A 14,317-nucleotide genomic window follows, 5' to 3' on the forward strand; every position below is an offset into this window, starting at 1 on the left:
CAACGGGCCGGGTGAGGCGCGTGAGGCGGATCTCGGTGTCGCTTCCGGCAACGGCAAGGGGCAGATCTTCGTGAAGGGCGAGGTCATCAAGACGGTGCCCGAGTCGAAGATCGTGGAGACGCTGATCGAGGAGGCGATGAAGATCGCCGAGCAGATGGAGAAGGACGGCATCGCGTCGGGGGAGCCGGCCGTCACCGTGAGCTGAACAGCACGGAATCTTCGAAGGGGGCCCGAGCGTGACGATTCTGGAGAGCATCCGGCAACCACGCGACCTGAAGGCGCTGTCCGAGGCGCAACTCGGCGAACTGTCCCACGAGATCCGGGAGTTCCTGGTGCACGCGGTGGCCAGGACCGGCGGCCATCTCGGACCCAACCTCGGGGTGGTGGAACTCACCGTGGCCCTGCACCGGGTCTTCGAGTCGCCCGTCGACCGCATCCTGTGGGACACCGGCCACCAGAGCTACGTCCACAAACTCCTGACCGGCCGCCAGGACTTCTCCAAGCTGCGCGGCAAGGGCGGCCTGTCCGGCTACCCCTCGCGGGAGGAGTCCGAGCACGACGTCATCGAGAACAGTCACGCCTCCACGGCCCTCGGCTGGGCCGACGGGCTGGCCAAGGCCCGCCAGGTGCGGGGGGAGCAGGGCCATGTCGTCGCGGTGATCGGCGACGGCGCCCTCACCGGGGGCATGGCCTGGGAGGCGCTCAACAACATCGCCGCGGCCAAGCACCGGCCGCTGATCGTCGTCGTCAACGACAACGAACGCTCCTACGCCCCCACCATCGGCGGCCTCGCCGGCCATCTCGCCACCCTGCGCACCACCGACGGCTACGAACGCGTGCTGGACTGGGGAAAGGAGGTACTCCAGCGCACCCCCGTGGTGGGCCGCGCCGTCTACGAGGCGCTGCACGGAGCGAAGAAGGGCTTCAAGGACGCCTTCGCCCCGCAGGGCCTCTTCGAGGACCTCGGCCTGAAGTACGTCGGCCCGGTCGACGGCCATGACATCAGGGCCGTCGAGTCCGCACTGCGCCGCGCCAAACGGTTCCACGGACCGGTCCTGGTCCACTGCATCACCGAGAAGGGCCGCGGCTACGAACCCGCTCTCGCCCACGAGGAGGACCGCTTCCACACCGTGGGCGTGATGGACCCGCTCACCTGCGCGCCCCTCGCCCCCTCCGGCGGGCCGTCCTGGACCTCCGTGTTCGGGGAGGAGATCGTCCGGATCGGTGAGGAACGCGAGGACGTCGTGGCGATCACCGCCGCCATGCTGCGTCCGGTGGGCCTCGGCGCCTTCGCCGAGCGGTTCCCGGACCGGGTCTGGGACGTCGGCATCGCCGAACAGCACGCGGCCGTCTCCGCGGCGGGCCTGGCGACCGGCGGCCTGCACCCGGTCGTCGCCGTCTACGCCACCTTCCTCAACCGTGCCTTCGACCAGCTGCTGATGGACGTGGCGCTGCACCGCTGCGGGGTGACCTTCGTCCTGGACCGGGCCGGTGTCACCGGCGTCGACGGGCCCTCGCACAACGGCATGTGGGACCTGTCCGTCCTCCAGGCCGTCCCCGGTCTGCGGATCGCCGCACCCCGCGACGCCGGCCAGCTCCGCGCCCAGCTGCGCGAGGCGGTCGCCGTCGACGACGCGCCCACGCTGCTGCGGTTCCCCAAGGAGTCGGCCGGCCCGGCGATCCCGGCGCTGGGCCGGGTCGGCGGCATGGACGTACTGCACCGGTCGGACAGCCCCGAGGTGCTGCTGGTGGCCGTCGGCGTGATGGCACCGGTCTGCCTCCAGGCCGCCGGACTGCTCGAAGCGCGGGGCGTCGGGTGCACCGTGGTCGACCCCCGCTGGGTCAAGCCGGTCGACCCGGCCCTTCCCGAACTGGCCGGCGGACACCGCATGGTGGCTGTAGTGGAGGACAACATCCGCGCGGCCGGGGTGGGTTCGGCGGTGGCGCTGGCACTGGGCGACGCCGACGTCGACGTGCCCGTACGGCGGTTCGGCATTCCGGAGCAGTTCCTCGCGCACGCCAAACGCGCCGAGGTGCTCGCCGACATCGGCCTCACGCCCGTCGAGATCGCGGGACGGATCAGTGCGAGCCTCGCCGTCGGCGACGTGCTCACGACACAGTCACAGGACCCACAGGACCCACAGGACCCACAGGACCCACAGGAGCAACAGGCATGACCACCGCGGAGTCCGCCTCGGACACGTCGCACACGGGGGAGTTCGACCTCGGGGCACTGCTGGCCGAGCGCGGGGGCGAGCGCTACGAGCTGCACACCCGGTACCTCAACCACCAGCTCCCGCGCATGCTGCGCACCATCGGCTTCGACAGGGTCTACGAACGCGCCGAGGGTGCCCATTTCTGGGACGCCGACGGCAACGACCACCTGGACATGCTCGCCGGATTCGGGGTGATGGGGCTCGGCCGCCACCACCCCGTGGTCCGCAAGGCGCTGCACGACGTCCTGGACGCCTCGCTCGCCGACCTCACCCGCTTCGACTGCCCGCCACTGCCCGGCCTGCTGGCCGAGAAGCTGCTCGCGCACAGCCCCCACCTGGACCGGGTGTTCTTCGGCAACAGCGGCACCGAGGCGGTCGAAGCCGCCCTCAAGTTCGCCCGCTGCGTGACCGGCAGACCACGCGTCCTGTATTGCGAGCACGCCTTCCACGGCCTGACCACCGGTTCCCTGTCGGTCAACGGCGAGTCCGGCTTCCGGGAGGGCTTCGCCCCGCTGCTGCCGGACACAGCCCTACCGCTGGGGGACCTCGATGCCCTGGAACGGGAACTGCGCGGGGGTGACGTGGCCGCGCTGATCGTGGAGCCGGTCCAGGGCAAGGGCGTCCGCGAGGCGCCGCCCGGCTATCTGCGCGCCGCACAGGAACTGCTGCACCGGCACAAGGCCCTGCTGATCGCCGACGAGGTGCAGACCGGACTGGGCAGAACCGGCGACTTCTACGCCTACCAGCACGAGCCGGGGGTCGAGCCGGACCTGGTCTGCGTGGCCAAGGCGCTCTCCGGCGGGTACGTGCCGGTGGGCGCCACCCTCGGCAAGGACTGGATCTTCAGGAAGGTCTACTCGTCGATGGACCGGGTGCTGGTCCACTCGGCCAGCTTCGGGGCCAACGCCCAGGCCATGGCCGCGGGACTGGCGGTGCTGTCGGTCATGGAGAACGAGCAGATCGTGGCCCATGTCCGGAGCACCGGTGAACTGCTGCGCAGCCGGCTGGCCGCGTTGACCGACCGGTACGAACTGCTCGCCGACGTCCGCGGCCGGGGCCTGATGATCGGCATCGAGTTCGGCCGCCCCCGGTCGCTGAAGCTGCGCTCGCGCTGGGCCATGCTCCAGGCCGCCCGCAAGGGACTGTTCGCGCAGATGGTGGTCGTCCCGCTGCTGCAGAGGCACCGGATCCTCACCCAAGTCTCCGGAGACCACATGGAGGTGATCAAACTGATCCCGCCGCTGATCATCGACGAAGGGGACGTGGACCGGTTCGTGAACGCCTTCACCGCCGTGATGGACGACGCGCACGACGGCGGACTGATCTGGGACTTCGGCAGAACACTGGTGAAGCAGGCGGTCGCGAACCGCTGACCACCAGGAGACTGTGCCTCACAGGCAAGAAAATTGCCTCTGGGGCGAATCTCCGGCTCAATGAAGGCATGAGCCCCTCCGAGTCCGCGCCGCCGTCCGAGCCGGCCGACGCGCTCCCCGCGGTCGCCCCACAGCTGCGCTCCCTGCGCCGACGGGCCTCCCTGACCCTGGAGGCCGCCGCCCGCGACGCGGGTCTGTCACCGGCCCATCTCTCCCGGCTGGAGACCGGGCAGCGTCAGCCCTCACTGCCGACGCTGCTCTCCCTCGCCCGCGTCTACGGTACGACCGTCTCCGAGCTGCTCGGCGAGGCCCCCACCGGGCGGGACGCCGTGGTGCGCGCCGCCGACACGGAGTCCACGGCGGCGGGCGGATGGACCTACTGGCCGGCCGGCGCGCCGGGACGCGGTATGCAGGCCCTGCGGGTCCGTGTGCCGCACGGGTCCCAGGGGGACGTCGTGCGCGTCCACCCCGGCGAGGAATGGCTGTACATCCTCAGAGGGCGGCTGCGGCTGCGCCTCGGGGACACCGTGCACCGGCTCGCCCCGGGCGACAGCGCGCACTTCGACTCACTGACTCCGCACCGTCTCGCCGCCGAGGACCCCGACGGGGTCGAGCTGCTGTTCGTCCATACACTGCTGCAGAGTCCCACGGCCACGCTGTGCCTGGGCCCGATCCAGGGAGGCACGACATGACCGGCAGGGACATGGAGGAGAAGCTGCCCCGCGCCATGTGGGTGCGGCTGTTCATCTACGTGGTGGTGGGGCACGTCCTCGCGGCCTTCATCTACTTCCTGTTCGAGGTGGCCCCCAAGAAGTAGGGGTCCGGCGAGGACGGACACCGGACCCCTCCGGCCTCAGTCGAGCATGCGCTCGCGCAGCCGCTCCCGGGCCCCCGGGGTGAGGCCGAGACCCTGCTCCAGATACGGGTCCACGCCGCCCCACGTCTCCTCGATGGTCTCGAAAGCGGCTGCCAGATACTCCGTCCGCGCGTCGAACAGGGGGTCGAGCAGCTCCATGACCTCGGGGGAGTAGGCCGAGGCGGAGCTGCCGCTGCGGTGCACCTTGTAGCGGCGGTGCTTGGCGCTGGACTTCAGGTAGTCGTCGACGATCGCGTCCCGTTCGACGCCCAGGGCGAGCAGGGTCACCGCCACCGACAGTCCCGCACGGTCCTTGCCCGCCGCGCAGTGCATCAGCGCGGGGACGCTGTCCTCGACGAGCGAGTGCACCACCCGGGTGTGCTCCGCGGTGCGCTCCTTGATGATCATGCGGTAGGAGCTGATCATCCGGTCCGCGCCCTTGCCGTCCGCGAGGATCGAGCGCAGCTGGTCCAGGTCGCCGTCGCGGACCATCTTCCAGAACTCGGCGCCGTCGGCCGGGTCACTGAGCGGCAGGTTCACATTGCGCACGCCCGGCAGCTCGATGTCCGCCCCCTCCAGCTTCTGGTCGGCCGCGTTACGGAAGTCGAAGACCGTGTGCAGCCCGAGGGAGGACAGGAAGACGGCGTCCTGCGCGGTCGCGTGGGCGAGGTGACCGCTGCGGAACAGCACCCCGTGCCGCACCCGCCGTCCGTCCACGGTCGGCAGTCCGCCCACGTCGCGGAAGTTGCGCACTCCGGTCAGCTCGGGTTCGGTCGACGGGATCTGCTGCGTCACGGAAGAACTCCTCCCACTCGGCGCCGCCGCCGCGGCTCGCCGACGGGCACCACTCGACGATACGACATGCCTGCCTGGGGCAATGAGTTGTCCACAGGCATTGTCCGGCCCGCCCCGTGCACCTGACGGTGCTGGTGTCCGGTCGCGTCTGTCCGGGGCCACCGGGGCTCGGTGACGCAAGCCTCCGAGGGCGGTCGTACACGGCTTCTGCCGGGGCCGGCCGCCGGTCACGCACCGCGTGCCGAGGCCAGACCGGACACCAGTACCTGCCCCGGGCCGCCCTCGGAACCGACGCGACCGAGGAGCGCGGCGAGGTCCGCGGCTGTGCCCTCCGGAGGGCACACCGTCGTCCTCGCCTGCCTCCAGGCGCAGTACGTCGGGGAACCCGTTCCGGCCCTCCGGCTGAGCGGTCCCGACCCGACGCCCATGCGCGAATGCCGCGAAACGGGCGAAACGTGCCGAGGGGTCGCGCTCTTGCGTCACAAATCGAGCACCGGTCCGCGAGGGAGGTCCGGATGTCGCGGCGCTCCGGGCGCGGCGCCTGTGATCGACCTGAATGGAGCGATCTGCCCGATTAGGGAGTTTCGCTCCAACATGCGCCGATAGGGCAGGGGATGAGGAGGGGTGCGTGAGCATCGTCATATCAGTGACGATGTGTTGTCGCCATGCTCACGTAATTTAACGGTGCGGCAAGGGAATTCGGGGGGAGCCGTCGTCACCGTCCACGCTCGGTGACGTCAATTCCCCTTGTGGATCACGGAAGAACCACGTTCGCGGGGAACCTCCGCTTGTCCCGTCGCGTCCGGGTCGCTTACGTTCCCAACCGATCCGGACGGACGCCTAATCCTGCCGCCGTCCGGAGCCCGCACACATACCCACCCGTGTACGGCAGGAGCGGGGGACCCACAGGTACGACTGCCTGTTCCGGTCTCCGGAACGGCTCAGGGGTTAAGTCGCGCGAAATCGCGGCCGGGCATCTCCAGCCCGAACCCGACAGCTCACCTCGTAGGCGCCGGAGACAGGAATGCGTCATGCCCGCGAAGGGTAAGCACCGCCGTACCAAGGCTCAGCGTTTCACCCGTTCCATCGCCGTCGCCGGAACCGGCGGCGCCGCACTCGCCCTGCCGCTTCTCGGTGCCACCGGCGCGAACGCCGCCACGCCGCAGACGGCTCCCGAGAAGTCCGTCCAGTCGCTCTCCGTGGCCGGCCACCAGGCCACGGCCGACAAGGGCGGCGAGGCCCGCACCTACACCGTGAAGGCCGGCGACTACCTCGCGAAGATCGCCGAGGCGGAGCAGGTCGACGGTGGCTGGAAGCAGCTCTACGCGGACAACCGCGAGGCCGTCGGCGACGACCCGGCCCTGATCCACCCCGGTCTGAAGCTCTCCGTCGACGGCAAGGCCGCCCCGGCCGCGCCGAAGAAGCCCGCCGCGCCCGCGACGCCGAAGCCCGCGACGCCCAAGCCCGCCGCGCCGAAGGCCGAGAAGCCCGCCGAGAAGCCGGCGCAGCAGTCGTCCGAGCAGTCCGCCCCGGCGGCCTCCACCCGGACGACGGCGAACCAGTCCGCGTCCGGCTTCAGCTCCCCGGTGCCCGGCGGCGGTGTCGGCACCGCCTACAAGGTGGCCGGCAGCATGTGGTCCAGTGGCTACCACACCGGTGTCGACTTCAGCGTCCCGACCGGCACCCCCCTGAAGGCCGTCGGCTCCGGCACGGTCGTCTCCGCGGGCTGGGCCGGCGCGTACGGCAACCAGGTCGTCATCCAGCTCGCCGACGGTCACTACGCCCAGTACGCCCACCTGTCCTCGCTGTCCGTCTCGGCCGGCCAGAGCGTGACCGGCGGCCAGCAGGTCGGCCTCTCCGGCTCGACCGGCAACTCGACCGGACCGCACCTGCACTTCGAGATCCGCACCAGCCCGAACTACGGCTCGGACGTGGACCCGGTTTCCTACCTCCGCTCGAAGGGCGTCTCCCTCTGACATCCGCGGAACCTTCCTGACACGCACACCGAAGGCCGGACCCCGATCCCCGGGTTCGGCCTTCGGTGTATTCCGAAACAGCGAACCTTTTGACAGTGGTTTATCTCACCGGGCGTCAACCCTTTCCTACGGTCGCGTAGGTCACATCGAAAGGTGAATCATGGCCTGCTGTGGCAGACGATTCGAAGAGTGACAGCAGAAAAGTGATCGGGTCGTACGTGGCGGTGGGGGACAGCTTCACCGAGGGCGTCGGCGACCCCGGCCCCGAGGGTGCGTTCGTCGGCTGGGCCGACCGGCTCGCCGTGCTTCTCGCCGACCGACGGCCCGAAGGCGATTTCGAGTACTCCAACCTCGCCGTGCGCGGAAAGCTGTTGGACCAGATCATGGCGGACCAGCTCCCCAGGGCGGTGGAACTCGCCCCCGATCTGGTCTCGTTCTGCGCGGGCGGAAATGACATCCTCCGTCCGGGCAGCGACCCGGACGAAGTGGCGGCGCGTTTCGAGCGGGCGATCGCCGCGCTCGCGGCCGTGTCCGGCACCGTGCTGGTGACGACCGGGTTCGACACCCGCGGCGTGCCCCTCCTCAGGCATCTGCGTGGCAAGATCGCCACCTACAACGGGCATGTGCGGGCCGTCGCCGACCGCTACGGCTGCCCGGTGCTCGACCTGTGGTCCCTCCGGAGCGTCCAGGACCGCAGGGCCTGGGACACCGACCGGCTGCACCTGTCGCCCGAGGGGCACACACGGGTGGCGCTCCGCGCCGGACTGGCCCTCGGCCTGGAGGTCCCCGCCGACCCGGAGCAGCCCTGGCCGCCCCTGCCGCCCCGCGGCGCCCTCGAGGTCCGCCGGGACGACGTGCAGTGGGCCCGTGAGTACCTGGTGCCGTGGATCGGCCGCCGGCTGCGCGGCGAGTCCTCCGGCGACCACGTGATCGCGAAGGGCACGCTGTCGCCGGACGACATCAAGGTACGGATCGCCTCCGTGGCGTGAGGTTCCGCGCGGTAGCGTGGTGATCACGGGGGAGTGGAACCTGAGGCCGGCGGCGCGTACGGACGCCGAGGCGGTGGCCGAGCTGCGCGCGGTGGTGCTGCGCCCGGATCCGGAACGGCTCGGGCGGTACGACGCCCGCCGGGTACGGCAGCGGCTGCGTGACGGTTTCGACCCCGGCCACACCTGGGTGATCGAGGTGGCGGGCGCCTTCGCCGGCTGCGTGGCCCTGCGCCCCGCCGGGGACTGCCACTGGCTGGAGCGCTTCTACCTCGCCCCGGACCATCAGGGCGGCGGCATCGGTTCCGGCGTGCTGGGCGCACTCCTGGAGCGGTGCGACCGCGACGGCGGCGTCGTGCGGCTGAACGTGCTGCGCGGCAGCCCGGTCCGGCGGCTGTACGAACGGCACGGATTCACCGTGGAGACCCGGAGTCCGGTGGACGTGTTCGTGGTGCGCCCGCCGTCTCCCGCTTCCCTGCCGTCCCCCGGTCACCGGCAAGTCTCCGGGTTCCCGGCCGTAACCGCCGCCGCGGTGGGAGACCGGCGCACATAATGGAATGTCTGGACGATTCCATATGGAGGTACCGTGGCCGGTCCCGCTTTCCGGAGCCCTGCGCTCCGCGCCCTGCGTCCCGAGGCGTTCGGCGCGGACCCGAGCGGTGAGCGCATGGCCCGTATCCGCAGATCCCCGCACTTCGCGGACGGCGTCTTCCAGAACCCGGGCGGCACCGCCCGCACCCGCCCCTCGGGCTCGGCCCGGGCCCTGGCGAAGGCCTACTTCGACAAGGAAGGCCGGACCCGCCGCGCTCCGAAGGGCGACATCCCGGTGCACCCCACCACCCTCGCCGACCTCTCCGGCCCTCCCGCCACGGGCCTGCGCCTGACCTGGATGGGCCACTCCGGCGTCCTCGCGGAGATCGACGGGCACCGGATCCTCTTCGATCCCGTCTGGGGCGAGCGCTGCTCGCCCTTCCCCTTCGCCGGACCCAAGAGGCTGCACCCGGCGCCGCTTCCGCTGGCGGCGCTCGGCCCGGTCGACGCCGTCGTCATCTCCCACGACCACTACGACCACCTGGACCTGCCCACCATCAAGGAACTGGCCGGCACGGACACCCTCTTCGCCGTGCCCCTCGGGGTGGGGGCGCACCTGGAGCACTGGGGCGTGTCCGCGGACCGGCTGCGCGAGCTGGACTGGCACGAGACGGCGAAGGTGGGCGGCCTCACCCTCACCGCCACGCCGGCCCGGCACTTCTGCGGCCGCGGACTGCGCAACACCCAGCACACCCTCTGGGCCTCGTGGGTGGTGGCCGGTGAGGAACACCGCGTCTACCACAGTGGTGACACCGGCTACTTCGACGGCTTCCAGGACATCGGCGCCGCCCACGGCCCGTTCGACGCGACGATGATCCAGGTCGGCGCGTACTCGGACTTCTGGCCGGACATCCACATGACGCCCGAGGAAGGGGTGCGGGCGCATCTCGATCTCCAGGGCGGCGCGGCGGCCGGTGTGCTGCTGCCGATCCACTGGGGCACGTTCAACCTGGCGCCGCACGCGTGGGCGGAGCCGGGGGAGTGGATGAAGGACGCGGCCGAGGAGACCGTCCAGGCGGTGGCGTTCCCGCGGCCGGGTGAGCCGTTCGAGCCGGCGGGGAGGCTGCCGGTGGAGGCGTGGTGGCGGGCGGTCTCCGGTCCGATCGCGCGCCCGTGGCGGCGGCCGCGGAGTGGTGAGGCCGTGGCTGACACGAGCAGGGGTGATCTCGATCTCGCCGGTGAGCGGTGACGTCGGTCGGGGACGAGCTGGGGGAGATGGTCCGGATGCTGGAGCGTCTTCCGGCTGGTGAGCTGGATCGTCTACTGCTGGTGACTGGCCGCGGTCAGGTCGGTGAGCTACGAGGGATCACCGGTGCGCAGCGCGTGCCGGAGCGCCGGGCCCTGGAGCACCCGGGAGTCCAGGCCGCCGCTCCACCACCCCGGCCCCGCCGACGACGAGGCGGCGCACCCGCCGGTCACGGACCGCGGTGAGCAGGGCGACGACCGTCCTCATCGAGTAGCCGACCAGGCCGACCTCTTCCTCGCCGAGGTGATCGAGCACGGCCGACAGGTCCCGCGACATCCTGGCCTCACCATAGGCGGCCGGGTCGTGGGGCTTGACCGACGCGCCGTGCCCGCGGGCGCCGATCGCCGTGAGGGGCTCGCTCTCATTGGTGCTGACCCCTCTGACGTCGCGCAGGGTCGAGGTCACCGCCGCCGCGGCCATCCCGGTGGCCGTCGACGGCGAGGCCCTGAAGCTGCCCACACCCGTAGTCCGCACCGTCCGGCCGCGTGCCCTGTGCGTCCTGGCGCCCCGGGACGGGCAGGGCGCCGCGCCGCCGGAACCGCCGCTGGACCGGCGGCGGATCGTGACCCTCGTCCTCGGCCGTTCCGGACGCGTCGAAGGCTGACCGAGGTTGCCTGCGGCCGACCCGCCCGCCGATGGCTCCAGGGCCCCAGCGACCGCGCGATCACCGGCTCCGGAGCGGTCGCGCCCCGATCAATGCAGTGAGGAACCCCTTGGACAGACGCGCGGCCGGATTCCCGGCGGCCGGTGCGTCCGGCCCGGCCTGTTCGCAGGCACGGACCACCGCTCGTACGTGGGAACCGGGAAAGGTGTCCGCGTAGGCCCCGCGGTCGTCGGCGGCGTAGGCGAGCGCCAGCGCGTCGCTCAGGGCCAGCGCGTGTGCCTCGGCGAAGGCGCGCGCGTTGGCGGTGCAGCTCAGCTCGGCGTACTCGTGACCGTAGGCGTCGGCCTCGGCCGGGGACCGGCCCTGGGACAGCGCGTAGCCGCGGGCCCCCGCGTGGGCCTCGGCATAGGCGGTCGTCCGGTCGTACGCGGCGGCGTGGAGGTGGAGCAGGACCGGATACAGCGCGGTCCGCCAGGCGTCCGGTGCGGCCGGACGCTCCGCGGTCGCCCCGGTGTGCAGACGGGCGAGTGGGGAGAACGGCACCGCCTCCGCGCCGGGCACCGTCTCGGCGACGAGGGGCAGGACCGTGTGGCGGTGCCAGACGTGGACCACCGACAGGCCGGAGCCCACCGACGGATCGGTGACCGCGTCCTCCCCGTACCGCTCCTGGAGAAGCGCGTACAGACGAAGGGCCCAGCCGTCGCGGACGTCGGCCGGCAACTCGTCGTGGAGGGCGGTCGCAACAGGCCACAGTTCCACGGGAGATGCCGGGCCGGACACGGACCTGGCCTCGGCGTCCGGTGACCTCAGCGCGGCCAGGAACCCCGCCGCCCCGTCGGTCGTGGAAGTCATGCGGTACCGCCCTTCTGTCCCCGGGGATCGATGATGCGCGCGGAATGGATCAGCGGTGCAGGGGCGTGCCCTCGACGGCGATCCGGCGGCCGAGCCGCGTGAGGGGGAAGTAGTCCCACACGGCGTGGTGCTGCACGCTGCGGTTGTCCCAGACCACCAGAGTGCGCGGCTGCCACCGCACGCGGCACTGCAGCAGCGGGGTGCGGGCCACGTGCGCGTACAGCATGCCCAGCAGGGTGTCGCTCTCGGCGCGGGAGAGCTGGGTGATGTGCGAGGTGTAGGGGGCGTTCACGAAGAGCAGCTCACGGTCGGTCTCCGGGTGCCGGACGACGACGGGGTGCTCGGTGCGCGGCACGTCGTACTCGGCCGGAGGGGTCTGCCCGGCGCCGGTCCACGGCAGGGCGCCGTCGTGCAGGGCGGTCAGTCCGCCGAGGAACTCCTTCATCGCGGGGGAGAGCAGCTCGTAGGCGAGGTGCATGTTGGCGAACAGGGTGTCGCCGCCGCTGCCCCCCTCGGGAATGGTCGTGAGGTACAGCAAGGACCCGAGGGAGGGTACCGGGTCCGCCGTACCGTCGGAATGCCAGCCGTTGCCGGCCACGGCCCGGGAGTTCTTGTCCGCGCTGATCTCCAGGACGTACGGGTCGGAACCCTCCACGGGGAGGGCGACCGGGTGCAGTTCACCGAAGACGCCCGCGAACCGCTTGTGCTGCTCGGGGGTGAGGTCCTGGTCACGGAAGACCAGGACGTGGTGGGACTGGAAGGCGTGCTTGACCTCCTTTTCCTGCTGGGGCGTCAACTCCTGCGACAGGTCGAGGCCCGAGACCTCCGCTCCCAGCAGCGGGGTGAGAGGGCTGACCGAGAGGGTCTCGTACGGCTCGACGGGCCGGGTGGTCAGGCGTTCGACGGCCTGAAGGGCGTACTGCTCCATGGGGACCTCCGGGTTGGGACGGGGTGGGGGAGAGGACTGGAACGGATGAGGGCGGGCGGATCACAGTCCCCGGTCGAGGAGTTCGGCGACCACGAGGCGGCCGAAGGCGAGGTTGCCGTGGATCGTGTCGTTCGGCAGGCAGAAGGCGGGGCGTTGCTCTCCTGAGCGATCGGTCACCCGGGCGCGCAGGTCGACGATCTCGACGCCGCGCGCGGCGACCTCGTCGCGGATGACGTCCTGCGCGGCGTGGAACACCCGTGCGTCCGACATGTCGGGGACGCGCTGCGGCGGCATGACCGCCACCACCCGCAGACCGAGCGCGGCCGTGTGGTCGTAGAAGGCGAGCGCGCCGCGGATCACGGCCTGCACCAGGGCCGAGAAGTACGCGCTGCGCAGGAAGGACTCCGGGAAGTCGCCGCGGCGGTCGCGGTGGACGTCCCAGTTCTGCCGGACGGCCACCGTGTGGGCGCTCAACCCGAAGGTGCACACCAGCGGCACCGGCAGCCCGGCGAGCCCCCCGGCGTCCAGGGCGTCGAGGAACTCCCGGTAGAGCCGCTGCCCTTCAGACGCGCGGAAGCGGATTTCGGTGCCGTCGGTGTCGAAGAAGGGGCCCAGGAATTCCCGGCCCGAACCGACCGGCCCGCCCGCGAAGGGCAGTCCGGCGGCCCGCGCGGCCTGACCGATGCAGGCCGCGTGGGAGTCACCGAGCAGGAGGAACCGGGCGGGGGCCGTAGTAGTCGAGCAGGGCGTCGTCACAGGAGCGGTCCTCTCCGCCGGCGGTGGGCGGCGGCTGCGGGGGAGTGTGCGGTGTGCGGGCCGGTTCGCCCCGCAGGGCCCGGAAGAAGTGCCCCATCACGAAGGCCACGCCCTCGGGACGGACGGTGCGCAGGTTGGCCTCGAAGAAGCCCCGCCGGCCCCCGGAAGCCGGCACACCCGAGGTACCCGAGGCACCCGAGGCACCCGAGGCACCCGAGGCACCCGACGGGTCCCGGTCACCCGAAGGGGCCGGGAGAACCGGGAACCCCGGCAGTCCCGTGACGATCTCGTACGACGGGAAGTAGTCGACGCGGTCGTCCTCGTCCGCGAGCTGCCCGGCCGCCGCCCGCAGCACCGACTTCGAGAAGGTGGTCGCGACCAAGGCGTGCCGTCCGGTGGCGGTGGCCGTCAGCGGCACAGGAGAGACCGTGAGGACCGTCCGCAGACCGGGGTTGACGCCCCGGGCCATGGCCAGTGCCTCCGTGAGGTCCTCGTGCACCTGCGAGACCGTGTGGTTGCGCAGGACGTACCGGCCGGCGTCGAAGGAACCGCGGACGGTCCCGGGGCACATCGGCAGCACGGTGTCCCGCTCCGTGTCGTGCCACGCCTCGGTCAGGCCGAGGGTGAAGACGAAGACCTCCGCCTCGGCCAGCGCGGTGCGCAGCGCGGCGAGGGTGACCTCGCGGGAGCGCAGCAGCTCACCGGGCGAGGCGAACCCCTCCGGCTCCACCGTGGGCCGGTACGGGTCGTAGAAGCGCCCGTCCTCCTCCCAGACCTCCCCTGGGGGTATGCGGAAGCCCAGTGCCCAGGCGATCCACTGGCGCAGCGCGGCGGCGGTGTAGATGTTCCCCGTGCGGAAGGAGAACCGGCGGTAGCCGCGGGCCGACCGCTGCTCGGCGGTCAGTCCCGGGGGCGGCGGCTCCGCGTCGTACCAGTGCATGCCCTCCTCCAGCAGGGCGCTTCCGATGTGGGCGGCGAAGCAGGACCCTGCGGTGATGACGGGCGCGTCCTGCCCGATGGGCCACTTCGGCGTCCACAGGTCAGCGATGTCCAGCGGGTCCCGTTCGGCGACCGCGCCGCGCCAGAAGGAGCGCTCCGGCAGGCTCGTATAAGGGTGTGGTGCCATGGGGGAGTGCCT

General features: G+C 71.6%; 16 protein-coding genes, 1 pseudogene and 1 riboswitch. Of the genes and pseudogenes, 11 read left to right on the forward strand and 6 right to left on the reverse strand.

Annotated features, from left to right (window positions below):
• The 5 genes from HTV45_RS05585 to HTV45_RS05605 form a co-directional block, all read left to right on the forward strand.
• A partial coding sequence (locus HTV45_RS05585) for a flavodoxin-dependent (E)-4-hydroxy-3-methylbut-2-enyl-diphosphate synthase (protein ID WP_215204490.1) occupies positions 1-205 on the forward strand: 205 nt, incomplete at its 5' end.
• 31 nt (positions 206-236) lie between these two features.
• Entirely contained in the window at positions 237-2,177 is a 1,941-nt protein-coding gene (gene dxs, locus HTV45_RS05590; protein ID WP_215204491.1) for a 1-deoxy-D-xylulose-5-phosphate synthase, read from the forward strand.
• Positions 2,174-3,589 carry an aspartate aminotransferase family protein gene (locus HTV45_RS05595; protein WP_215204492.1) on the forward strand — a complete coding sequence of 472 codons (1,416 nt, stop codon included), beginning with the start codon at positions 2,174-2,176 and terminating at the stop codon, positions 3,587-3,589. Before dxs ends, HTV45_RS05595 begins: the two co-directional genes overlap by 4 nt.
• A gap of 68 nt (positions 3,590-3,657) precedes the next feature.
• Positions 3,658-4,281, forward strand: coding sequence for a helix-turn-helix domain-containing protein (locus tag HTV45_RS05600; protein ID WP_215204493.1), 624 nt, complete (start codon positions 3,658-3,660; stop codon positions 4,279-4,281).
• Positions 4,278-4,406, forward strand: a complete 129-nt coding sequence (locus tag HTV45_RS05605; protein WP_215204494.1) for a DUF6126 family protein — start codon at positions 4,278-4,280, stop codon at positions 4,404-4,406. The genes HTV45_RS05600 and HTV45_RS05605 overlap by 4 nt, the downstream gene beginning before the upstream one ends.
• Before the next feature lie 36 nt (positions 4,407-4,442).
• On the opposite strand, the gene HTV45_RS05610 is transcribed toward HTV45_RS05605, so the two are convergent.
• Entirely contained in the window at positions 4,443-5,240 is a 798-nt protein-coding gene (locus HTV45_RS05610) for a tyrosine-protein phosphatase (RefSeq protein WP_215204495.1), read from the reverse strand.
• Positions 5,241-5,582: 342 nt separating this feature from the next.
• Here HTV45_RS05610 and HTV45_RS34025 point away from each other — a divergent pair.
• The 5 genes and pseudogenes from HTV45_RS34025 to HTV45_RS05630 form a co-directional block, all read left to right on the forward strand.
• Positions 5,583-5,846 (forward strand): annotated as a pseudogene (locus HTV45_RS34025) (hypothetical protein); the annotation flags it as partial.
• A gap of 221 nt (positions 5,847-6,067) precedes the next feature.
• A riboswitch (cyclic di-AMP (ydaO/yuaA leader) is annotated at positions 6,068-6,267 on the forward strand.
• A gap of 4 nt (positions 6,268-6,271) precedes the next feature.
• Positions 6,272-7,216, forward strand: a complete 945-nt coding sequence (locus HTV45_RS05615) for a LysM peptidoglycan-binding domain-containing M23 family metallopeptidase (protein ID WP_215204496.1) — start codon at positions 6,272-6,274, stop codon at positions 7,214-7,216.
• Positions 7,217-7,419: 203 nt separating this feature from the next.
• Positions 7,420-8,205: an SGNH/GDSL hydrolase family protein gene (locus tag HTV45_RS05620; RefSeq protein WP_215204657.1), complete on the forward strand. Its 786-nt coding sequence runs from the start codon at positions 7,420-7,422 to the stop codon at positions 8,203-8,205.
• Positions 8,206-8,224: 19 nt separating this feature from the next.
• The gene (locus HTV45_RS05625; RefSeq protein ID WP_215204658.1) at positions 8,225-8,755 is read left to right on the forward strand and encodes a GNAT family N-acetyltransferase; all 531 of its coding nucleotides are present in this window, start codon (positions 8,225-8,227) and stop codon (positions 8,753-8,755) included.
• 33 nt (positions 8,756-8,788) lie between these two features.
• Positions 8,789-9,982, forward strand: coding sequence for an MBL fold metallo-hydrolase (locus HTV45_RS05630; RefSeq protein ID WP_308309177.1), 1,194 nt, complete (start codon positions 8,789-8,791; stop codon positions 9,980-9,982).
• A 117-nt stretch (positions 9,983-10,099) separates the two neighbouring features.
• Here HTV45_RS05630 and HTV45_RS34030 read toward each other — a convergent pair whose 3' ends face one another.
• Positions 10,100-10,315, reverse strand: coding sequence for a hypothetical protein (locus tag HTV45_RS34030; RefSeq protein ID WP_251691395.1), 216 nt, complete (start codon positions 10,313-10,315; stop codon positions 10,100-10,102).
• Positions 10,316-10,406: 91 nt separating this feature from the next.
• On the opposite strand from HTV45_RS34030, the gene HTV45_RS05640 reads away from it, so the two are divergent.
• Positions 10,407-10,643, forward strand: coding sequence for a hypothetical protein (locus HTV45_RS05640; protein WP_215204681.1), 237 nt, complete (start codon positions 10,407-10,409; stop codon positions 10,641-10,643).
• 60 nt (positions 10,644-10,703) lie between these two features.
• Here HTV45_RS05640 and HTV45_RS05645 read toward each other — a convergent pair whose 3' ends face one another.
• The 4 genes from HTV45_RS05645 to HTV45_RS05660 are packed head-to-tail and all read right to left on the reverse strand — an operon-like array spanning position 10,704 to position 14,305.
• Positions 10,704-11,495: a hypothetical protein gene (locus tag HTV45_RS05645; RefSeq protein WP_215204497.1), complete on the reverse strand. Its 792-nt coding sequence runs from the start codon at positions 11,493-11,495 to the stop codon at positions 10,704-10,706.
• 49 nt (positions 11,496-11,544) lie between these two features.
• Positions 11,545-12,423, reverse strand: a complete 879-nt coding sequence (locus HTV45_RS05650) for a TauD/TfdA family dioxygenase (protein WP_215204498.1) — start codon at positions 12,421-12,423, stop codon at positions 11,545-11,547.
• A 60-nt stretch (positions 12,424-12,483) separates the two neighbouring features.
• On the reverse strand, positions 12,484-13,179 hold the full coding sequence (locus tag HTV45_RS05655) for a hypothetical protein (RefSeq protein ID WP_215204499.1): 696 nt from the start codon (positions 13,177-13,179) through the stop codon (positions 12,484-12,486).
• A complete protein-coding gene (locus HTV45_RS05660; RefSeq protein WP_251691397.1) occupies positions 13,124-14,305 on the reverse strand; it encodes a GSCFA domain-containing protein in 1,182 nt (393 codons plus the stop codon). The genes HTV45_RS05655 and HTV45_RS05660 overlap by 56 nt, the downstream gene beginning before the upstream one ends.
• Between the last annotated feature and the right edge of the window lie 12 nt (positions 14,306-14,317).

Origin of the sequence: Streptomyces sp. CHD11 (assembly GCF_018638295.1) — a bacterium.
Classification (GTDB): Bacteria; Actinomycetota; Actinomycetes; order Streptomycetales; family Streptomycetaceae; genus Streptomyces.